Origin of the sequence: Bacillus cereus group sp. MYBK5-2, assembly GCF_051915685.1 — a bacterium.
GTDB classification, from domain to species: domain Bacteria; phylum Bacillota; class Bacilli; order Bacillales; family Bacillaceae_G; genus Bacillus_A; species Bacillus_A cereus.
Genome location: NZ_JBQAFE010000001.1, coordinates 446,995 through 469,124, shown reverse-complemented (window position 1 = coordinate 469,124; position 22,130 = coordinate 446,995). Strand labels below are relative to the sequence as shown.

Sequence of the window (22,130 nt, the reverse complement as noted above, 5' to 3'; positions counted from 1 at the left end):
TATTAGCCCACAAATAGTAGTATAAAACCTTTTATTTATATTGGTTACGTTACTGATACTCTAATATATAACCAATCTATTAGAGTTAGAATAACGATACATCATTTCTAAAAAACGAAACCTATTACACTTTATATGGTTTATCAAAAACTCCCCGAAAATATTTACGGTTATATTCAATTGCAGCATTATTCGGAACATAAGAAGCTGCTAATTCATTGTAATAATACGCTTTATCCTGCTCCCCTAACCTGCTATAACAAATACACATTTGTAAATAGGGTAGCCATGTGTAGCTAGCTGGACTATGGAAAGGACTCTCCGTTGCCATTGGTACTTCCGTTGCAAGTTTAAACCAAAATATCGCTTCATTATATTTTTCTTGTTCCATATATATATATCCTATTCTTGTACAATTCTCTCCTCTAGGGACGCCATACCGAAACGACTTCACACAAGATTCGATTGCCTTCTCCCACATTCCGAGCTTTGCATAGCAATCTCCTAACTTACCACATGCATAAATTTTCTCTTCATACCATCCTTCGTCTTGATTAAGAAATGTTTCATATAGAAGAACTGCATCATCATATTTTTGGTTATCCGTAGATTCATTTGCGTAATAAAATAAATCTCTCGGACTTAATTCTTCACCTGCCGCTACAGTATTTTGAAAAATTTTCAAATTACGATTTGTTACTTTTTTTTCTTTTTTATGTGTAATAGCAACATTACTACTAAAAACCTCACCAGAAATAGCTAAATACTCATGAACCTTTCCAAACCATTGGAATTGTTTTTCACGCTTTACAAGTCGATTTCTTTTTGTACAATATAAAGGTTTCCCGTTAGAATCCATCGCAAGATGATAAGGCATCGAAACAGCATCAATTTTAGGATCTAATTCTCTTTTTAAAAGTTTCAATGCTTCTTGAGCATCTTCTAATAATACGTCATCTGCATCTAGCCACAATATATACTCTTGCGTCGCTTTTGAAAAAGAAAAATTTCTTGCTGCTGCAAAATCATCAATCCACTGGAAATCATATATGTTAGAAGTGTATTTCTCTACGATTTCTTTCGTTCGATCGACGGAGCCTGTATCAACCACTATAATTTCATCCACAATTTTTTCAACTGTGTCTAAACAACGGGCTATTGTCTCCTCCTCATCTCGAACAATCATACATAAACTAATTGTAATTCCTTGCTTGTTCAACATAATCACCCTCTTCCAAATCAATCATATGTTATACATATACTAAACTTTCCATTTTTTTAAATTGTTCAAGTAGTTTAAGATTTCTTTTCAATAATTCAAATGTCCGTGTCATTTTCTTTCGGTTTTGCATCTACTATATAATGAACGCTTTATGGAGGTGAATTTATGTCAAATAATAATTATTCAAATGGATTAAATCCCGATGAATCTTTATCAGCTAGTGCATTTGACCCTAATCTTGTAGGACCTACATTACCACCGATACCACCGTTTACCCTTCCGACTGGGCCGACCGGGCCAACTGGACCGACTGGACCGACTGGGCCGACTGTACCTACCGGGCCAACTGGACCTACGGGGCCGACTGGGCCAACTGGACCGACTGGACCTACGGGGCCGACTGGTGACACTGGGACTACTGGACCTACGGGGCCGACTGGTGACACTGGGGCTACTGGACCTACGGGGCCGACTGGTGACACTGGGGCTACTGGACCTACGGGGCCGACTGGTGACACTGGGGCTACTGGACCTACGGGGCCGACTGGTGACACTGGAGCTACTGGACCTACGGGGCCGACTGGGGCTACTGGACCGACTGGACCGACTGGACCATCCGGACTAGGACTTCCAGCAGGATTGTATGCATTTAACTCCGCTGGAATTTCTTTAGATCTTGGACTTAATGCTCCAGTACCATTTAATACTGTTGGATCTCAGTTTGGTACAGCAATTTCTCAATTAGATGCTGATACTTTCGTTATTGCTGAAACTGGATTCTATAAAATCACTGTTATCGTATATACTGCGGCAATAAGTGTATTAGGGGGGCTTACAATCCAAGTAAATGGGGTATCTGTACCAGGTACTGGGGCTACTTTAATCTCAGTTGGAGCACCTATCGTTGTTCAAGCAATTACGCAAATTACGACAACTCCATCATTAGTTGAAGTAATCGTTACAGGACTTGGGCTATCATTAGCTCTTGGTACAAATGCATCTATTATTATTGAAAAAGTTGCTTAATTTTTACTTAGCAGTAGAACTGTTATCAGTTTTACTGCTTTTTCAATTTTAAATTCAATCATGAAACATTCGCTATCTACATAATCATATTGTTGTATGACATTTTGCAGGAGGCACAAATATGGAAAGTAAATCTGCTGTTCAGCTTTATCTCGAATTGCTAAAGAAGACAATTTTATTTGAAATATGGTTAGAATATGAGGCATACTTACCGGCATCTCTACATATTTCGAAAGAACTAGAATTCGAACCAGTTACAGTCCCCCTCCCTTTATTCATTAAGCAATATGCCGAAAACCATAACTTAAAAATTGTAAAACCAAATGTCTCAAAAAGTGAACGTCATGATGGAATGGATTGGCCAAGAGCAGCACATAGCATGATTGGTCGAGAACGTATGAACCAATTACAAGAGGCGATGGAAACCGTTGTTCGTGAAAATATAGAAGGTGATTTTATTGAAACAGGTGTATGGCGCGGAGGATCATGCATTTTTATGAATGGTTTTTTACAAGCAAACAACATTAGGGATCGTAATGTGTGGGTTGCAGATTCATTTGAAGGTTTGCCAGCACCGAATCTAGAACAATATCCAAAAGATTACGGTGATTATTTACACACATTCGATTACTTACGCGTCTCTTTAGAACAAGTACAAGAGAATTTCAAAAAATATGATTTACTAAATGATCAAGTGAAATTTTTAAAAGGTTGGTTTAAAGATACTTTACCAACAGCACCAATTGAAAAAATAGCAATTGCACGGCTTGATGGTGATATGTACGAATCCACAATGGATGGTCTCGTGAACTTATATGATAAAGTTTCTAAAGGTGGCTATATAATTATCGATGACTACGGACTACCGCCATGCGCTGAGGCTGTGACAGACTTTAGAAACCAACGAAATTTAAAAGCCCCTATTACTAAAATTGATGTATTTGGCGTTTATTGGAGAAAAGAATAAAAAAGATTTAATCTATAGGAGATCCCATTTTCACTCATCCTTCTCTCACTTCTAATCCAACAAAATATTTTTTTCGGAATCTCCTTACATATAACAATTGTTTTCCTGTGTTCTCTCACTACAAATTGAAAATTTCATTAATAGAGTTACTGCATATTCTCACATAAGAAAGGGGTATACTCATGAGCGAACTTAACAAAGAAATGACTTTACTCCCCCCTCCTGAACTCGTCCAATATGTAGGTGGCGACTTCAAAAAAGTTGGAAAAGAGTTCCTAAAGCATTTTATTCAAATTGGCGCTTTAAAACCAAATGAAAAAGTATTAGATGTAGGCTGCGGCGTCGGTCGAATGGCTGTACCATTATTGAATTACTTAAATGATGATGGAGCGTATTATGGATTTGATTTGTTTAAAGATGGAATTACTTGGTGTCAAAATAACATTTCAACTATGCGTAATAATTTTCACTTTGAACATGTTGACATATACAATCAATTCTATAATCCAGAAGGAAAAGAAGATGCCTCTCAATATCGTTTCCCCTATGAAGACGGGACATTCGATTTTATCTTTTTAACTTCTGTATTTACGCATCTTCTCCCAAAAGAATTAGAACATTACGTATCTGAAATTGTACGTGTATTAAAAAAAGACGGGAGATGTTTCATTACATTCTTTCTTATAAATCCTGAATCGTCCTATTATTTAAATGCAGGACAAAGTACATTAGGTTTTTATCATCGAATCGAAAATTGCTACGTTGTAAATAAAGATATTCCGAATTTCGCAGTTGCTTATCCTGAGACAGATATTTGCAATCTATTGAATAAGTACGGCCTAGAAATAATCAATAAGCCGCATTACGGTTTATGGTGCGGCAGACATGAATATACAAGTTACCAAGATATTGTTCTTACAAAAAAAAGCTTCTGAAAGGAAGTTATGTATGATGAATGAAAAAAATCCACCTCTCGTTTCCATCCTTATTCCCACTTATAATCGGCCTCATTATTTCAAAATTGCTCTAGAAAGTGCATTGGCACAAACTTATTCAAATATTGAAATCATCATCGGAGATGATAGTACAAATGATGAAACAGCAACTTTAATACACGAACAATACTTACCAAATTATAAAAATATAACATACATTCGAAATACCCCTACTCTAGGACAATTTCACAATGACCTTATGCTCATAGAAAAATCAAATGGTGAGTATATAAATTTTTTAATGGACGATGACGTGTTTTATAAGCATAAAATACAAAAAATGATGACCTATTTTGAGCAAGATCCCAATAAAAATCTTGCTCTTGTTACTTCTTATCGAGTACGCATTGATGATCATGGAAATCTAATAGGTGATTCCCATCCAACACAAAGGTTATATAGTGAAGACACCCCATTAAACGGGATATTTTTAGGTAATTGGATGTTAAAGGGCGGACACAACATTATCGGTGAGCCTACAACTACTTTGTTCCGAAAGGAATTGCTCACTGAACCTTTTGGCACCCTTAAAGAGCGACAATATTCTTGTAGTGTTGATATGGCCTCATGGATTTCTTTACTTTCTAAAGGAAATGCAATATACATTTCTGAGCCTTTAAGTCAATTTCGCTACCATGCTGGACAACAAATACACAATAAGCTCCTTCAAGGTTGTGAAGATTTCACACACCTTGTTATAACAGCAAAAGAATATGGCTTTTTACAAAATACTACGGACTATAGAGCAGCTCTACTTAGTGCTTACCAATGGTGTAAAAGTTCCTTAAAATACTATCTTCATCAACTAGATATTTTTCCTGACGCACATGTACGTCTCTCCCATTGTTTGGATATAATTATTAAAGAGCTAAACAATTAAACTACTCTGCAAAATTAAAAATGTATGGACTATATGTGAATCATTCGTATAGTTCATACATTCTTTCTCATACTATAAAGTGAAACTTTAATCAGCTCTCACCAATCGGGCTTTTACGGGCAGTTGATCCCCCACCTAACTTCTTCGCTTTCGCTGAATTTTGAGGTGGGGGTCTTACTGCCCATTAATGCGGGATAAAATCCATTACTATAAAGAGCAGTAGAAAGGAATACCTACATTGAAAGATCCAAATTCTCAATATCAAATAGACTACGTATTACTATTTATTTTATTTGCCATTGGGATTGTTAGTTGTTGTGCTATTGCAAGTGCGCAAGCCTCTTTACCGCCATTTTTACAAAACGTCAATTTTGTACTAAAGCAAATCCAATGGTATTTCATTGGATTTATAGCCATTGGTGTTATTATGATTATCGACTTCGATCGTTATCAAAAAATTGCTTGGTATTTGTACAGCTTTGCAATGGTACTACTTATTGGACTAGAACTTCAAGTACCAGGTGCCGTTACAATTAAAGGCGCTACCGCTTGGTACAGGCTCCCAGGCATTGGAAATTTTCAGCCTTCTGAAATTATGAAATTGTTTTTAATTATCGTCATTGGAAGAATTATAGCAAATCATAATGAGAAATATTTTTCCCAAACGATACATGACGATTTTTTACTACTTGGAAAAATATTTGCGACAAGCTTGCCACCACTACTACTTATTGCAAAAGAACCAGATTTAGGAAACACAATGGTCATTTCAGCGATGCTTGCAGCAATGATACTAGTTTCTGGCATCCGATGGCGTTTTATTTTTGGATTAGTTTCAGGTACTTTCGTTGCTGGATCTACATTAATATATATTTTTTTTACTCACACAGATTTCTTTAAAGCACACATTTTAAAAGAATATCAATTAAATCGCTTCTACGGATGGTTAGCACCTTACAAATATGATGCACAAGGCTATCAATTAAGACAAGCATTCTTAGCGACTGGATCCGGAGAAATGCAAGGAAAAGGGTGGGAAAATGGACAAGTATATTTTCCAGAACCACATACAGATTTTATTTTCACTAATGTCGCTGAACAATTTGGATTTCTAGGCGCAAGTGTCATTATTTCTCTTTTTTTCTTACTCATTTTTCGAATGATTCATATTGCTTTAGAAAGTAATGACCCTTTCGGTAGTTACATTTGCGCTGGTACAATCGGAATGTTTACTTTCCAAGTATTCCAAAATATCGGGATGACAATCGGATTACTTCCCATTACAGGGATAACATTACCTCTTATGAGTTACGGAGGAAGTTCACTGCTTACATACATGATTGCGATTGGATTCATTTTAAATGTTCGCTCAAGAACGAAAATCTTTATGTTTAAATGAACAACACAAAAACGCTATATTTTTATCTCTATCCTTTTTTAGATATACTAATGAAAAATACGATGGAGGTTTAAAGATGAAATATGACATTATAGGAGATATTCATGGATGCTTCCAAGAGTTTCAAAATTTAACAGAGAAGCTAGGATATAACTGGAGTAGCGGTCTACCGGTTCACCCTGACCAACGTAAACTTGCATTCGTTGGCGATATTACAGACCGTGGTCCTCATTCATTACGTATGATTGAAATTGTATGGGAACTTGTCATACATAAAAAAGAAGCTTATTACGCTCCTGGAAATCACTGTAATAAACTATATCGATTTTTCCTTGGGCGTAATGTAACAGTCGCTCACGGACTTGAAACAACTGTTGCTGAATATGAGGCACTTCCTTCTCATAAGCAAAACGTTATAAAAGAAAAGTTTATCACTCTTTATGAACAATCACCGCTCTACCACATACTAGATGAAAAAAGAGTAATCGTATGTCACGCTGGGATTCGGCAAGATTACATAGGAAGACGAGATAAAAAAGTACAAACCTTTGTATTATATGGCGATATTACAGGAGAGAAGCATGCCGATGGCTCACCTGTCCGTCGCGATTGGGCGCAAGAGTACAAGGGGCAAGCTTGGATTGTATATGGACATACACCAGTAGCAGAACCTCGATTCGTCAATCAGACAGTCAATATTGATACTGGTGCTGTATTTGGTGGCAAATTAACCGGATTACGTTATCCTGAAATGGAGACTATCTCTGTTCCTTCTTCTTTACCTTTTGTCGCTGAGAAATTCCGTCCAATTTCATAACTACCTTACTTAGCGAAAGATTACCGTATTATTTAGGCAGATCTCATATAAAACTAGGTAAAGTAATTAAAAAAAGATGCAATAAAGTGCATCTTTTTTTAATTACACTACATATAATGTCGCAGGAGGTGACAGAATGAAGAAAAAATCTTCTAAACAAAAAAGAAAATTTCCCCCTTTATATCTGCCCATGTACGGAATTAACAACTGGTGTAGTATTCGGGCTGCAGCGATAGAAGAACTGGAAGAACAAGAGTCATCAAAAAAAAGCAAAGTAAAACCAACATATGTCTCTTTAGAAAATGCTGTGATGAGCCGCATAATCGATCGCAGAAAAATAAAGATGCAACAAAAAAATAAACAGCTCTCAAATCAAGATGAACAGGTAATACATTCTAATCAAACAGAAGAAAAGACGGAAGAAAATATTTCTGTAGCAATAAATAAAAAAGTGGAACCAGAAATTCCAGCTGCTATTATAAACAAAGTAAAAAAAATAAAAGAGGCATTGGCTTCATCGAATGATATACAAACTGAAAAACCACTCATAATTGAGACACCTACACCTGAAAATACAAAAGTTAAAAGGGGCGGCCGATATGCATATGCGGAAGGGCTTCACTCTCATGCGGAGGGCATGGCAGCACATGCGGAAGGCTTATTAACACATGCAAAAGGTTCTTTCTCTCATGCAGAAGGATCAAACTCAAAAGCAACCGGACATAGTTCCCATAGTGAGGGAAGTGAAACGACAGCAGGCGGAGCTTATTCTCATGCAGAGGGTAAACAGACGATTGCTTTAGGCGAAGCAGCACACGCAGAAGGAACCGCAACTATCGCTAACGGATCCTCTTCTCATGCGGAAGGTCATCATACATCAACAGCTCATTTTGCAGGTAGCCATATTATGGGGCGCTTCGGCACTGCAGAAGAAGCTTATTCTTGGTTTATTGCAAATGGTGTAAGCGACACCGACCATAATATCGGGGCTAAATGGCTTGCCCATAATGGAGAAATGTACATTGAGGGTGCGTCTTACAATGCAAGTGGAACGGATTTTGCACAAATGTTTGAAACCGAAGATCATAAACCTATTGATGTCGGTTATTTCGTTACATTTAGTAGCGAAGAAAAAATTCGGATAGCTACTTCACACGACTCGTTCATTTTAGGAATATCTAGTGCAACCCCTGCCCTTATAGGAAATAGCGGGGCTTTAAGTTGGGAAAAACGTTATAAAACAGATAACTTTGGAAAACGCCAATATGTATGGACGGAAACCGAAGAAATACAACCTCTTTTAAATACAGAATGGGATCCAACTCGCAAATATGTAGCAAGAAAAGATCGCGCCGAGTGGCTTCCTGTCGGATTAATTGGACAAATGTTAGTACGTGATGACGGCACTTGCGAAGCACATGGATTTTGTCTTCCAAATGACAATGGCATTGCTACAAAAGCCGAAAGTGGATTTTTCGTTATAAAGCGTACGGGTGAAAACCAAATTTTAATATTATTCCGCTAAGAAAAAAGGGAACAAAATTCTTTATAATATAAGAATTTTGTTCCCTTTTTAAGTATGCCGCAACACTTCTTGCATATCGCTTGGAAGCTTTATAGTGAAAGACACCTCTTTCTCTAAAATAGGATGATAAAACGTCAAAGATTTACTATGAAGTGCTTGCCGTTTCATTTCATCCCTTCTCCCTCCATATAAGCTATCACCAAGTAATGGATGTCCTATATGAGCCATATGCACACGAATTTGATGCGTTCTTCCTGTCTCAAGCTCAAGCGCTACATGTGTCTTATGATATGTACTATCAATTACTTTAAAATGAGTAACTGCCCTTTGTCCATCCTCACAAACCGTTCGCTCAATAATGCTATCAGATTTTCGACCAATTGGTGCATCAATCATTCCTTCTCGTTCTACAATCTTTCCGTGAACAATTGCTTCATACGTTCGTTTCACAGCTTTTTGTTGATGCTGCTTCGATAAAAGATGATGCACGAAACGATTTTTTGCAATAAGCATAAGCCCCGAAGTATCACGATCTAAACGTGTTACGATGTGCACTGTACTTGCAAGATGCTGCTTATCATAATGAGATAACAGCGCATTGGCAACACTTCCTGCCGGATGTTCTCTAGACGGAATCGTTGACATATTCGCCTCTTTATTAATGATAAGAACCGCGTCATCTTCATATATAATGCATAAAGGAATATCTTCTGCCATCATCCCTTCACTTCTTTCCTCCACTGGAAAAAAGACACGTAATTCTTCACCAGCACGCAACTGATGACGAACACTCGCATGTTGACCATTTACTTCAATTGCTCCGCCATGAAACTTTATATCCGTTAAAGCGGCTTTAGAAATACCTTTCGTTTTCAAAAATTCCCTAACTAAAGTTCCCTCTTCAGCCGGCCCTATATCCCATTTCAATGTAAATCTGTTCAAATATATAACCCTTTCTATTTATCTGCAACAAACGAGTCACGAACTCGTTTCCAGAACGGGAATGGGCGGAAACGAACAAATCGTACTTTCTCGTTTGCGACGCGATACTGGATTGATTTCACATCTTGATGAACCATCGTTAAATGATCCACTGTAATTTGTAAGTTCATTCCTGCAGCTGGCTTTAACACACATGTATGATGCTTCGGCAATACGAGTGGCGATCCTACAGTACGAAATACACGATTGTTAATGGACGCCATTTCTGCAATTTGAATCGCTTCAATAGATGGGTGAATAATTGCTCCGCCAAGCGCTTTATTATACGCGGTACTTCCTGAAGGAGTAGAGATACAAAGGCCATCTCCGCGGAATGTTTCAAAATATTCTCCGCGTATTTCTACTTCTGTTACTAATGTACCTTCTGCACTTTTTACAGTCGCCTCATTCATCGCTAAATACTGTGACTCTTTACTTCCATTCACATAGCGAATAATAACTTCTAAAAGCGGATATTCCACCACTTGGAATGGTGTTTTCGCAATCGCAATTACTAATTTCTCTACTTCTGTTGGTAACCAATCTGCATAGAAACCTAGATGTCCTGTATGTACACCAACAAATGCTGTTTCATCCAATCGATTATAATAACGATGAAACGCATATAAAAGCGTTCCATCTCCCCCAACAGAAATTACAATATCGGGTTCCTTTTCATCCATTATAAATCCAAAATCTAGCAAGTACTCTTTCATCGTGCTTGCCAGTGTATCTGATGATTGATCTCCCTTTGACATAATTGTAAATTTCATCGCCCAACACCCTTTAGTTTATGATTCGGAATCTTTCGTTTCTTGCTTTCTTGAAAAAGCCTTTTGCGCTTCTTGAATTTCAAGACGAATAGAAGACATTTCTTCATCTAATAAAAACGCCGCTTCAGCTGCACGTTGCAATCGTATTTTAATATCTTCAGGAAAACGTCCACTATATTTATAATTTAAAGAATGCTCAATTGTTGCCCAAAAGTTCATTGCTAGCGTGCGTATTTGGATTTCTACCAATACTTTTTGTTCACCTTGAATCGTTTGAACAGGATAACTAATGACAACATGATAAGAACGATAACCGCTATCTTTCTTTTGCGTGACATAATCACGTTCTTCCACGATTTCAAAGTCATTTCGTTTTCGAAGATATTCTACAACAGGCTTAATCTCATCAACAAATTGACACATCATTCTAAGCCCAGCAATATCCTGCATATCTTCTCTCAATCGGTCTAGCGGTACATTTCTCTTCTCCGCTTTATCAATAATACTTGCAACCGACTTTACCCTTCCTGTTACAAACTCAATTGGAGAATGCTCTGTTAACATTGCAAATTGAGTACGCATTCCTTTTAGTTTCACTTTTAGCTCTGCCACCGCTTGGTGGTAAGGTGCTAAAAATTCTTCCCAATTTCGATTCATTTCAACCACCACCAAAATCAATCCATTTGCTTATAGAAATACTTTTTCTACAGCAGTTACTAATTCTTCTCCGTAATTTGCATTACCTTCAATATTTTCAACTAAATATTCTACTTCTTCTTTTAATCCTTCTAATTCCATTTCAATGTCATTCACGCGAACGAACATAACCACATCGTTATTCATCGCTTCATGCATTGCTTCCCAGCATGTGTGCGGAATACTTACATAAATGAAAGATGATTCATTTTCTAAGATATATAAAAATGATAAATTGTCTGAGTCTACAAGTACGTGATTACGCGCACTTAACTCCTTTACCTCTATTTCACTATTTTCCGCACAAAAAATAAGAGCATTCTCTCTCTTTTCTACGCTCTTAACTTGGATTTTATTTTGCATGCTCTAACTCCTCCATCTCAACTTCCTGTCTTACTTAACAGTATTATTGTATCATAACATGGACGCAAACAAATAAAACATTGAACCAAATTTATGAAAAAGCGATAATGTGTAAAGAATTATTTTTCAAAAGGAGATTATACAATGACACAAGAAATTGAAATTGAATTCAAAAATATCGTTACAAAAGAAGAATTCGATACATTATGTAAATCGTTTTCTATTGAAGCATTTACAAAACAAGTGAATCACTACTTTGAAACACCTGACTTCTCGTTAAAAGAAGTTGGCTCTGCACTTCGTATTCGTCATAAAGGAGAAACTTATACGTTAACGTTGAAACAACCTGCAGAAATCGGTTTATTAGAAACGCATCAAGTCGTAACAGAAGACGAAGCAAAAATGATGATGGAAACAAACACAATCATTCAAGGAGCAGTAGTAGATCAATTACACAAATTACAAATTCCTGTTTCTGCTTTAACATATATGGGTAGTTTAACAACAGAAAGAGCAGAAACATTATTTAAAGGCGGAACGCTTGTCTTTGATCATAGTTTCTATTACAATCACGATGATTATGAAATTGAATTTGAAGTGCAAGATGAAGAAACAGGAAAAGCTGCATTTATTCATTTATTAACGCAACATAACATACCTGTTCGCCATACAAATAACAAAGTAAAACGCTTTTTCCTTGCCAAACAAAAAAAAGCACGCTAAAGTGAAAATTCCACTAGTGAATATGTTTCACTAGTGGATACATCTCACTAAAAAAGTTTACACCCGTAGAATAAGCAAAGAATCTTTGAGAAAGCTGTTTATTTGCCCTCTCGAACATTCCATTGCTACAATAGATATACATTTCATGGAAAAAGGAGTTTATAAAGGATGAGCAAGCAACCGATGACACCATTTGAAGCAATTGGCGGTGAACAATGCATTGCAATATTAGTAGATACATTTTATTCCTATGTCAGTAAACACCCTGACTTATCTCCCATCTTCCCGGAAGATTTAACAGAAACCGCTAGGAAGCAGAAGCAATTTTTAACACAATATTTAGGTGGTCCTAATTTGTACACTGAAGAACATGGTCATCCTATGTTAAGAGCACGCCATCTTCCGTTTGAGATTACTCCAAAACGAGCAGAGGCTTGGCTATCATGTATGGAGCAAGCAATGGATGATACTGGAGTTCATGGTCATATAAGAGAGTTTGTTTTTGAACGTTTAGCATTAACCGCTCAGCATATGGTTAATACTCCAAACGAAACAGGTGAAGTGTAATGGATAAGCAGGAAGCAAAGCATATAAATATGCCATCTCCTTCCGCATGCGAGCATAAGTCTGTAGAAGCATATTTATTTATTGATCCACTTTGTAAAGATTGCTGGGAAATTGAGCCTTTTATTATTAAACTATGGCTTGAATACGGGAAATACTTCTCTATTCGTCATATCGTAACAGGAAAAGTGGATGGAACGAACGCTTCCTCACACAAATGGAATAAACCTGCTAATATTCGATTTGTGTGGGAAAAGACAACCAGTTTACAAGGTTTTTCATGTGATGGAAAGGTACATATGCAAGAAGCATCGTCAACACCATATTTAGTTTCGATGGCAATTAAGGCAGCGGAGTTGCAAGGCCGAAAAGCAGGTTCGAAGTTTTTGCGAAAACTCCAAGAATACATTTTCCTTGAAAATGTATCAAACCCTGACTGCGAACTATTACTTGCATGTGCGAAAGATAGCAATATTGATGTAGAAGAATTTAAAAAAGATCTACATTCTGCTAGTGCAAAAAAAGCTTTCCAATGTGACTTGAAATTCACGAATGAAATGCATATTACAGAAATACCTTCCCTCGTCTTTTTTCATGCGAACTCAGATGAAGAAGGTATTAAAATCGCTGGAAATTATTCCTACGATGTATACGTACAATTATTGAAAGAACTTGTAAAATGTGAAATTGAGCCAGAACCATTACCACCTTTAGAAGTGTTACTAGAAGCAACACAATTTATATCTTCAAAAGAAGTAGCATTTATTTATGATTGTCCGCAACAAGAAATTGAACGCGAACTAAAAAAATTACAACTGAAACGAAAAGTACAAATGATAGAAGTAAAATGCGAACGTTATTGGAAATGGATAGCAAAAGAAAAAGACCTGGTGTAAACACCAGGTCTTTTTCTTTACGGCTTATAAAAATATTAAAGGGGATGGGAGAAATTTTCACGTTCAAACAAAGGGGTATATGTTTGTATGTGAATTCGTTCACGCTTATTATATTACAAGATTCGACGTCAGATGACAACCCCTTTTGTCGAATTTCACACTTTTGTCACATTCTAAACGTTTTCATTTTTGAATAAGCTATAAAAAAGGTCATTTAGGGGGTTTATTTATGAAAAAATCTTATATTGCTCTTCTCTTTCTAGCTGTCATCGTTTCTTTTTTCTTGTACATCCTCTCTCTACTACAAGCTTTTCCTAAAATTATTGCCTTACCTCTTTTATTCGGAATCATCGTTATCACTCTCTCTTATTTCAATTATAAAAAACGATTCAAAGGGTTTTAATTTTAAAAATCAGTCGTAAAACTATCCTTTCAGTTAGAAAAACAAAGAAATTCACCTTTCTCTCCGACAAATATCGACATTGAATCTATTCAACAAAAAGACGAGGATACAATCCCTCGTCTTTTTTCATTACTTTTCTTCAAATAATAATGCTTCTAATTCATTTAATTTCTCTTCAAATACTTGTAGTGCCTCTTTTACTGGTTCAGGAGATGCCATATCTACTCCTGCTTTTTTCAGCACTTCAATTGGATAATCAGAGCTTCCTGCTTTTAAGAACTCGTTAATATAACGTTCTACTGCTGGTTGTCCTTCTTCTAAAATCTGTTTAGATAGAGCTGTCGCTGCACTAAATCCTGTTGCGTATTGATATACGTAATAGTTGTAGTAGAAGTGTGGAATACGAGACCATTCTAAACCAATCTCTTCGTCGATTACTAAAGCGTCACCGAAATATTTCTTATTTAAATCATAGTAAATTTCCGTTAACATGTCTGGCGTAACAGCATGTCCTTCTTGTACTTTCTTATGAATAATATGTTCAAACTCTGCAAACATCGTTTGACGGAATACAGTACCACGGAACCCTTCTAAATAATGATTTAATAAATATAGACGCTCTTTCTTATCTTCTGTCGTTTTTAATAAATAATCATTTAGAAGTGCTTCATTACAAGTAGATGCCACTTCTGCTACGAAGATGGAATAATCACCATATACGTGCGGTTGTGTTTTTCTTGTATAGTAACTATGCACCGAATGACCAAACTCATGAGCAAGTGTAAATAAATTATTTACATTATCATGCCAGTTCATTAAAATATACGGATTTGTTCCATATGCACCAGATGAATATGCCCCGCTTCGTTTTCCTTTATTCTCATACACATCTACCCAGCGATTTTCATATGCCTCTTTCAAAATATCAACATATTCATCACCAAGTACGTTTAAAGATTTTAATAAAAGGTCTTGCGCTTCTTCGTATTTCACATTCATTTTCACTTCTGGTACAAGTGGTGTATATAAATCATACATATGAAGCTCATCAAGTCCTAGTGCACGCTTACGAATATCGATGTAACGGTGTAATAAATGTAAGTTGTCATTTACTGTTTCAACGAGTTGATCGTATACTGCTTCCGGAATATTATTATTGCTCAGTGCAGCTTGGCGAGCAGAATCATATTTACGAACACGCGCATTGAAATTATTACGTTTTACTGCTCCGCTTAACGTACTTGCGAATGTGTTTTTAAATTTTCCGTACGTTTCATATACAGCTTTAAATGCATCTTTGCGAACACGAGGATCATCACTTTCTAAAAACTGAATGTAACGGCCATGTGTAATTTCTATTTCTTCTCCGTCTTCCCCTTTAATAGATGGGAATTTTAAATCCGCGTTATTCAACATACCAAATGTATTGCTTGATGAACTCATTACTTCAGATGCTTCCGCTAATAAAGCTTCCTCAGCTTCTGATAATACGTGCGGGCGTTGACGTGTAATTTCTTCTAATGCATGTTCATATACACTTAAATCTCTATTTTCCTTCAAGAATGTTTGCAATGTATCTTCTGAAATCGATAAAATTTCAGGCACAATATACGCTGTGCTACTAGATACTTGTGAATATAAATTTGTTGCACGATCATTTAATGCTTGATATACAGAGTTTGTTGTATCTTGATCGTAACGCATATGAGCATATGTATATAACTTACCTAATCGCATTGATATTTCATCTTCATATTGCAATGCCTCAAGTAAATTGTCCGCAGAGTCACCAAGTTTCCCTTTAAATTCAGTTAACTTCGGTAATAGCTCTTTAATAGCTTGGAATTCTTTTTCCCATTCTGCATCCGTTTGGAAAATATCTTCTAATCGCCACGTACTTGCTTCTTCAATCTCGTTGCGATCTGGTAATGCTTTCGCTTTGTTTTGTTCAGACATTCTTTAAGCCCTCCTTTAAATATCTCTACTTAAGTACAATTCGTTTTTTTCTTATGTAATTCCTTCACAATCATTCTTTATTATATCCGCTTTTCCTCCTCTCATGTTAAAATTTGCCTCAAATAAAGATAGCGCATGTATTAAGCAAATCTCATCATGTTTCATAATTTCCTCCTCTGTTTTTAACATCACGGCATCCCTTATTTTTCGGTACGTATAAGTTCCCACTTTACGTAAAACACCTATATAGCATAAAAATGTCATATATTCAGTAACTGCCATTTTCCATATGTGCTGCGAAAAGTACGGAAGTATCCGCCTTTTCGTATACCTTTTTACATAACTACACACGTATTGAAGAGAAATACACTCTCCCACTGCAAACTCCCCTATACACTTCATATATAGAAAAGCTTGCCATATAAATGGGTTTGTTTGAAAAGCAAATGCAGAAGGGAGTGGAACACCAATTTCAGAAGGAAAGCTCGCTGGGGTACATTTAAATTGATATAAGAGGCGTAATAATGACTTATAATTATAATTCCAAATCGGTAAGGCATTTTGGCGAAAGTTTTTCTTTCTCTTCTTCCACTCTTCACCCAATCTTTCTTTCCCGAAAGGAACAGGAGAAAAAAGCATTTCAAAAGTAGTCGCATCAGTTGGTAAATATATAGTATGTGAGAAAAAAACATTTGTAGAAAAGGGAGTGACAAATGCACATTTCATAAATGATTTTTGTTTCGGACAGAAGAAAATAAGAAGTGGCTGAGGATAAGATTGTAAGGAGAAAGCCATAAGTGAGGAAAATTTCATCCAATATGCAGATTGCTTTTTCAATTGATTTCCACCAACGATCCAAATGACCTGTATACCAGCTTGCCAATACGAATATGTTCTTTTGTACAGCTGCTCTATAGCGAGGTTTGCACATTGGTATTCAATTGCAATTTTTCTACCCGCCCTCTCTACAAAAACATCTGGTCGTTGCTTAATTTCTGGGAGGTAGTACTCTATATCCACCTGAAAGTTTTGACGTTTGAACCATCTATATAACAATTCTTTACCATGCATATGATACTTTGATTCCGCTTCATAAAAGGCAAGACATGAATCCACTTTTTTATGAGCAAAATGCCAACTTTTTTGTTTCCCTAATTTCATTTGCACTTCCTTTCCGCAAGCTACACAAAAGAATCGTTCTTGTTGACGCATACGGCGCAAAAGCTCTTCATTACAATTATAGAGTAAATGAATTTTTTCACCGTTTTCTCTTTTAGCGATAAATATCGTAATCACACCCTTTCAGCTCCTTATATTCTACAATTTGTTACAAATTCCTTTTAAAAAAGAGATGTCCCAATTTCGGACATCTCTTTTTATAATAAAGGTGATAATAATCGGTACGTTGATTCAACAATTCGTCTATGAAGACGTCTTTTATGAAAATGATCACCATGAATTTCACTTGATTCTTCTAAATCATCTTTAAAGTCTTGAACAAGTTTTCGAATGCTATCTGTATCATATAAAAAGGCATTTACTTCAAAATTCAAATGAAAACTTCTCATATCCATATTAGCTGTCCCAATTGAAGCTAAATCAGAATCAACGATGACAATTTTACTATGAAGAAAACCTTTTTCGTATTCATATATCTTTACTCCTGCATCTAAAAGCTCTGGGAAGTACGATCTCGATGCGTAAAAGACAGTACGCTTATCCGGTTTACTCGGCATTAATAAACGAACATCAATACCAGCAAGTGCAGCAACCTTTAATGCGGATAAAATATCATCATCCGGAATAAAATACGGCGTTGCAATCCAAATTGATTTCCGAGCAGAAGCGATCATTGCGAAATATAAATGCTTAATCGTTTCCCACTTATTATCGGGGCCACCTGCAACTAGCTGCACTCCTCCCCAATGATCACCCTCAACTGCTTTTGCTTGTAAATATTCAGGGGCTAGCACAGCCTCTCCAGTCATATAAAACCAGTCTTGAAGGAAAATAAGTTGTAAACTTTGAACCGCTTCACCACGTAAATACAAATGCGTATCTCGCCAAAAGCCAAAATATTTATTTTTCCCTAAATACTCATCACCGATATTTAATCCGCCTACAAACCCTTCGTTCCCATCAATCACAACAATTTTCCTATGATTTCGATAATTAATCTTATCGTTTAAAATCGGAAAGCGCACAGGAAAGAATGGAATCATTTCTACACCTGCATCGTTTAATTCTTCAATATACGATTTCGATAACTTAAAACTTCCAACCGCATCATATAAAAAGCGAACAACAACGCCTTCTTTCGATTTTTGTATTAAAATATCTTTAATTTCTGTTCCTAATTTATCATCACGCACAATGTAATATTCCATATGAATGTGATGTTTCGCTCGTTTTAACCCATTTAAAATAGCCCGAAACGTTTCATCTCCATTTGTTAATGTCCTCGTTTCAGTTTGAAATGAAATATTTAAAGCTCCTAATCGATCCGCTAAACGAAATAACAGTTCTTGATGCTTATGATTGCGTAAAATTCGTTCTTCGTAATCTTCATGCCCTTTATATTGTAAAAACGCCTGTTCATCAAGTAACGCCTTCTTTTGGAACATTCTTTTTCTTCGAAAATTTTGTCCAAATAATAAATAAGCAAAGAAACCAAATACCGGAAAAATCCCTAAAACAATTAACCATGTAAGTGTTTTAGATGGATGTCGATTTTCTAAGAAAATAACGCAACCAATTAAAAACGCAGATACTGTAAATAAAATACTAATAATACCTAAAATCGAAACATCTTTTATCCCAATCACATCTGAATAAAATGCTACATCAATAAACATACGTAACGAAACAAATAATGCGAACAATAGCAGTATAAAGAAAATCAGCTTTAACGTATTTTTCATCTCTTACCTCCTAACTAAGAAAGCTTTCCTATTCTTCATATAAAAAGCCGATTTCATACTACAGAAATCGGCCTACGTTTTAGCAGGAAAATTATTGCGAATCGTTTCAAGCGCATGCTCTTTCACAATTTGTTTTCCATACTCACTTACACGATGAATTGTTAAAGTTGATTCTTCTCCATATTCTAAAATAATACTTAAAATACGATCGATTTCTTCTTCATCATGTAGCACTTCATCGAATTCCACATATACATAATAGCGGTCCTCAAATGAATACAGCTCATCTTTTATATCTTCAAAGATAAGACGATGACTTAATGAAATGACATCTTCAAAATCATTAAATTTAATTAAAAAGCCAAACGTACCATCTTCATTAAAGTTTGTTCCTGTTTGTTCTTCTACCTCTTCGACTAATTCTTGTTGGAATAATGATTCGATGCCTTCATCTAGAGGAATATCTATAATTTTGTCTACCCCTATCGGTAGTTCCAGCTTTTGTCCGTCCTTTGAAAGCTCTGCTTTCGTGACAAGTACTTCAATCCCTTTATCGACTGCTTGCACTTGAATCCATAACGGTCCATCAATAAAGAAATCGTCATGATCACGAGCTTCGTCCATCATCTCCCAAAAGAGCTCTTCACTTCGTTCGCGATCATACCAAATTTCTTCACGATTAAATCCTCTATCCTCTATATCAATGTACGTAATAAAAAATTTCATCGTATGATCATTAATTCTTTCAATATCCAAAATACAACTCTCCCTTCCTGCTTAGAATTGTTATGAAGGGATTCCCCACTCATATGACAAATCAATAGATCCTTGTACTCTCATTTTATGATAAGATTCTCCAGAATGGAAATAAAATCGATTTATTTTACAAAAATAGTTATATGCCTATCTTTCCTCGATAAACTACATAAATATATTATTATAGCGATTTCTTACTTACAAAAAATTTGGACATACATTTCCACATTCCCCCGTACACTGTAATAAAGTGAAACTTCTATTAGAAGAGATTATTTAACAACAACTTTCTTCATCACATACATATAGTTCGCTTATTAAAACATCATAAATGGAGGCAGACGAATGGACTTAGAGTTTTTAACATCCGTACTAATGATTGTCGGTATCGATGTTGTATTAGGTGGTGACAATGCAATCGTCATCGCACTAGCTAGCCGAAATTTACCTGAATCGAAACGAAATAAGGCTATTTTGATCGGTACTCTTTTAGCGATTGTACTAAGAATCATCCTTACTATACTAGCTGTCTATTTACTCGACATTCCATTTCTACAATTGATTGGCGGGGTTTTACTTACATTAATTGCAGTCAATTTATTAACCGATAATAGCAACGATCTTTCTTCTATTCAAGGAAAAACAACTTTATTTCAAGCTGTGCGGACAATTGTTTTCGCGGATCTCGTTATGGGGTTTGATAATGTTATTGCCATTGCAGGTGCAGCTCACGGAAGATTTTTACTCGTCATAATCGGCTTACTCATTTCTATCCCGATTATTATTTGGGGCAGCAAACTTATTTTAATACTTATGGAACGATTTCCATTCCTCATTTATTGCGGGGCAGCGATTCTTGCCTATACTGCAGGAAAAATGGTTACACATGAAGACAGACTTGCAACCTTTTTTCATAACAATCCAAGTTTCACTACAAGCATTCCTTATTTGTTCATTTTCACTATTTTATGCATCGGCTTTATCGTACAACAAGTTCGATTACGCAATGTGAAACATTAAAAAAAACCTTCTACTATATAATAGGTAGAAGGTTTTCATATTATTATAATTAATTTACAAGACGTTGTGCTTCACGTAATTGGAACGTTCTTACTGTACGTGGTAAGAAACGACGAATTTCGTCTTCGTTGTAACCAACTTGAAGGCGTTTCTCGTCAATCATAATTGGACGACGTAAAATCCCTGGATAGTCACGAATCATCTTATATAAATCTTGAAGTGGTAAAGACTCTAAGTTTACATTCAATTCTTGGAAAACTTTCGAACGAGTAGAAATAATCTCATCCGTTCCGCTTTCTGTCATACGTAAAATCTCTTTAATTTCCTCAATCGTTAATGGATCTGAGAAAATATTACGTTCTGTATAGGGAATATGATTTTCCTCTAGCCATAATTTCGCCTTTCTACAAGACGTACAGCTTGGAGAACTATATAATGTTACCATACAAAGCTCACTCTCCTTAAAGAGTACAAATTCTGTACTAAATACAGTTTTAATTTCTAACTTCAGCAATTTTTCGCGATAACTTGTCTTATTGAAAAGTACAAAAATCGCATTTCATGTAAGCAACAACTTATAATAAACAACAATTACTTTTAATAAGTAACTTCTATAATCATTATACAATAGATTTTGCAAGAAATATACAGTAAATTTCCTGCTAGTTGAGAAAACTCTTCCGTGCATTTCACTGCTATGTAACATGATTACGCTCACTTCAGCTGTACTTTAACAATAACTTTCAATCCTTTTACTACTCACTTCTCATAGATTTTTCATATAATATATAGTTATTTATCTATAATCTTCCCTATGAAAAAGAGAACGTTTTCTTACTTTTTCTTGATAAATCAATTAAGAAATGTAAGACTATACAAATGAGAATAAAAAGGAACATTTGTTCTTATTTTAACAAATATCCTCCCTCCTGTCTACACGATTTCTAAAGTAAATTAAATATTTTTCTGACATTTCTTTCTTTTTCATTTTTTATCTCATACAATAAACATACAGACAGGCAAAGGGGGAGTTTTCAAATGATTGCTTTTTTTATTGATTTTATTACGGTTGCTGCCCTCATCATCGGAATAACAGCATTGATTGGTGTCATTACAAATAGCATCGGCGAAAAGCTCTTTGGTGGAAAAGAAAAAATGAAGTTTGTTAACAAAAGTTTGGGTGTACAATCTGGCTGGAACCAAGTTGGCGGAAAAGGCATTTATAAGAAACGAACGTATTAAAAAAA

Annotated in this window: 23 protein-coding genes; 13 read left to right on the top strand and 10 right to left on the bottom strand. The window is 35.7% G+C overall.

Annotation, left to right across the window (positions count from 1 at the left end):
• Positions 1–124: 124 nt before the first annotated feature.
• Complete coding sequence (locus ACTFP3_RS02570) at positions 125–1,222, bottom strand: glycosyltransferase (protein WP_000932908.1); 1,098 nt, start codon at positions 1,220–1,222, stop codon at positions 125–127.
• 165 nt (positions 1,223–1,387) lie between these two features.
• Between ACTFP3_RS02570 and ACTFP3_RS02565 the strand changes: the two genes are divergently transcribed.
• The 7 genes from ACTFP3_RS02565 to ACTFP3_RS02535 all read left to right on the top strand — a co-directional run bounded on the left by ACTFP3_RS02565 (position 1,388) and on the right by ACTFP3_RS02535 (position 8,831).
• Entirely contained in the window at positions 1,388–2,248 is an 861-nt protein-coding gene (locus tag ACTFP3_RS02565) for a BclA C-terminal domain-containing protein (RefSeq protein ID WP_330943260.1), read from the top strand.
• A gap of 121 nt (positions 2,249–2,369) precedes the next feature.
• Positions 2,370–3,215 (top strand): TylF/MycF family methyltransferase, encoded by an 846-nt coding sequence (locus ACTFP3_RS02560; RefSeq protein ID WP_163093152.1) that lies wholly within the window; start codon positions 2,370–2,372, stop codon positions 3,213–3,215.
• Positions 3,216–3,397: 182 nt separating this feature from the next.
• Positions 3,398–4,150 (top strand): class I SAM-dependent methyltransferase, encoded by a 753-nt coding sequence (locus tag ACTFP3_RS02555; protein WP_001292838.1) that lies wholly within the window; start codon positions 3,398–3,400, stop codon positions 4,148–4,150.
• 13 nt (positions 4,151–4,163) lie between these two features.
• Complete coding sequence (locus ACTFP3_RS02550) at positions 4,164–5,090, top strand: glycosyltransferase family 2 protein (RefSeq protein WP_163093150.1); 927 nt, start codon at positions 4,164–4,166, stop codon at positions 5,088–5,090.
• A gap of 238 nt (positions 5,091–5,328) precedes the next feature.
• Positions 5,329–6,489 carry an FtsW/RodA/SpoVE family cell cycle protein gene (locus ACTFP3_RS02545; RefSeq protein WP_000654702.1) on the top strand — a complete coding sequence of 387 codons (1,161 nt, stop codon included), beginning with the start codon at positions 5,329–5,331 and terminating at the stop codon, positions 6,487–6,489.
• A 76-nt stretch (positions 6,490–6,565) separates the two neighbouring features.
• On the top strand, positions 6,566–7,306 hold the full coding sequence (gene prpE, locus ACTFP3_RS02540; RefSeq protein ID WP_000872700.1) for a bis(5'-nucleosyl)-tetraphosphatase PrpE: 741 nt from the start codon (positions 6,566–6,568) through the stop codon (positions 7,304–7,306).
• Positions 7,307–7,442: 136 nt separating this feature from the next.
• Positions 7,443–8,831: a peptidase G2 autoproteolytic cleavage domain-containing protein gene (locus ACTFP3_RS02535; protein WP_000730518.1), complete on the top strand. Its 1,389-nt coding sequence runs from the start codon at positions 7,443–7,445 to the stop codon at positions 8,829–8,831.
• Between the two features lie 48 nt (positions 8,832–8,879).
• On the opposite strand, the gene ACTFP3_RS02530 is transcribed toward ACTFP3_RS02535, so the two are convergent.
• From ACTFP3_RS02530 to ACTFP3_RS02515, 4 genes are read right to left on the bottom strand one after another with little or no spacing between them, the layout of a single operon-like run.
• Positions 8,880–9,773 carry an RluA family pseudouridine synthase gene (locus tag ACTFP3_RS02530; RefSeq protein WP_440009239.1) on the bottom strand — a complete coding sequence of 298 codons (894 nt, stop codon included), beginning with the start codon at positions 9,771–9,773 and terminating at the stop codon, positions 8,880–8,882.
• Between the two features lie 14 nt (positions 9,774–9,787).
• The gene (locus ACTFP3_RS02525) at positions 9,788–10,585 is read right to left on the bottom strand and encodes an NAD kinase (protein WP_000673190.1); all 798 of its coding nucleotides are present in this window, start codon (positions 10,583–10,585) and stop codon (positions 9,788–9,790) included.
• Between the two features lie 18 nt (positions 10,586–10,603).
• Positions 10,604–11,242: a GTP pyrophosphokinase gene (locus ACTFP3_RS02520; RefSeq protein WP_001081482.1), complete on the bottom strand. Its 639-nt coding sequence runs from the start codon at positions 11,240–11,242 to the stop codon at positions 10,604–10,606.
• Positions 11,243–11,272: 30 nt separating this feature from the next.
• On the bottom strand, positions 11,273–11,644 hold the full coding sequence (locus ACTFP3_RS02515) for a hypothetical protein (RefSeq protein WP_001180003.1): 372 nt from the start codon (positions 11,642–11,644) through the stop codon (positions 11,273–11,275).
• 144 nt (positions 11,645–11,788) lie between these two features.
• Here ACTFP3_RS02515 and ACTFP3_RS02510 point away from each other — a divergent pair, with 144 nt between their 5' ends.
• The 4 genes from ACTFP3_RS02510 (at position 11,789) to ACTFP3_RS02495 (ending at position 14,230) form a co-directional block, all read left to right on the top strand.
• Positions 11,789–12,367: a CYTH domain-containing protein gene (locus ACTFP3_RS02510; RefSeq protein WP_266001371.1), complete on the top strand. Its 579-nt coding sequence runs from the start codon at positions 11,789–11,791 to the stop codon at positions 12,365–12,367.
• A gap of 168 nt (positions 12,368–12,535) precedes the next feature.
• A complete protein-coding gene (locus ACTFP3_RS02505; RefSeq protein WP_000043386.1) occupies positions 12,536–12,934 on the top strand; it encodes a globin domain-containing protein in 399 nt (132 codons plus the stop codon).
• Complete coding sequence (locus tag ACTFP3_RS02500) at positions 12,934–13,827, top strand: ClpXP adapter SpxH family protein (RefSeq protein WP_000360645.1); 894 nt, start codon at positions 12,934–12,936, stop codon at positions 13,825–13,827. Before ACTFP3_RS02505 ends, ACTFP3_RS02500 begins: the two co-directional genes overlap by 1 nt.
• Before the next feature lie 229 nt (positions 13,828–14,056).
• Positions 14,057–14,230, top strand: a complete 174-nt coding sequence (locus ACTFP3_RS02495) for a hypothetical protein (protein ID WP_000750355.1) — start codon at positions 14,057–14,059, stop codon at positions 14,228–14,230.
• Between the two features lie 129 nt (positions 14,231–14,359).
• Here the strand turns inward: ACTFP3_RS02495 and pepF are convergent, their stop codons facing one another.
• From pepF to mecA, 4 genes are all read right to left on the bottom strand, one after another.
• Positions 14,360–16,186: an oligoendopeptidase F gene (pepF, locus tag ACTFP3_RS02490; RefSeq protein ID WP_000003348.1), complete on the bottom strand. Its 1,827-nt coding sequence runs from the start codon at positions 16,184–16,186 to the stop codon at positions 14,360–14,362.
• A 51-nt stretch (positions 16,187–16,237) separates the two neighbouring features.
• The gene (locus ACTFP3_RS02485; protein ID WP_149215038.1) at positions 16,238–17,482 is read right to left on the bottom strand and encodes a competence protein CoiA; all 1,245 of its coding nucleotides are present in this window, start codon (positions 17,480–17,482) and stop codon (positions 16,238–16,240) included.
• Between the two features lie 80 nt (positions 17,483–17,562).
• Entirely contained in the window at positions 17,563–19,107 is a 1,545-nt protein-coding gene (locus ACTFP3_RS02480; protein ID WP_000799194.1) for a cardiolipin synthase, read from the bottom strand.
• A 72-nt stretch (positions 19,108–19,179) separates the two neighbouring features.
• On the bottom strand, positions 19,180–19,863 hold the full coding sequence (mecA, locus tag ACTFP3_RS02475; protein WP_000350713.1) for an adaptor protein MecA: 684 nt from the start codon (positions 19,861–19,863) through the stop codon (positions 19,180–19,182).
• A 345-nt stretch (positions 19,864–20,208) separates the two neighbouring features.
• Here mecA and ACTFP3_RS02470 point away from each other — a divergent pair, with 345 nt between their 5' ends.
• Complete coding sequence (locus ACTFP3_RS02470; RefSeq protein ID WP_000362607.1) at positions 20,209–20,883, top strand: TerC family protein; 675 nt, start codon at positions 20,209–20,211, stop codon at positions 20,881–20,883.
• 49 nt (positions 20,884–20,932) lie between these two features.
• Here ACTFP3_RS02470 and spx read toward each other — a convergent pair whose 3' ends face one another.
• Entirely contained in the window at positions 20,933–21,328 is a 396-nt protein-coding gene (gene spx, locus ACTFP3_RS02465; RefSeq protein WP_000258267.1) for a transcriptional regulator Spx, read from the bottom strand.
• A 593-nt stretch (positions 21,329–21,921) separates the two neighbouring features.
• On the opposite strand from spx, the gene ACTFP3_RS02460 reads away from it, so the two are divergent.
• Positions 21,922–22,125, top strand: a complete 204-nt coding sequence (locus tag ACTFP3_RS02460; RefSeq protein ID WP_000559972.1) for a hypothetical protein — start codon at positions 21,922–21,924, stop codon at positions 22,123–22,125.
• The last annotated feature ends 5 nt before the right edge of the window (positions 22,126–22,130 follow it).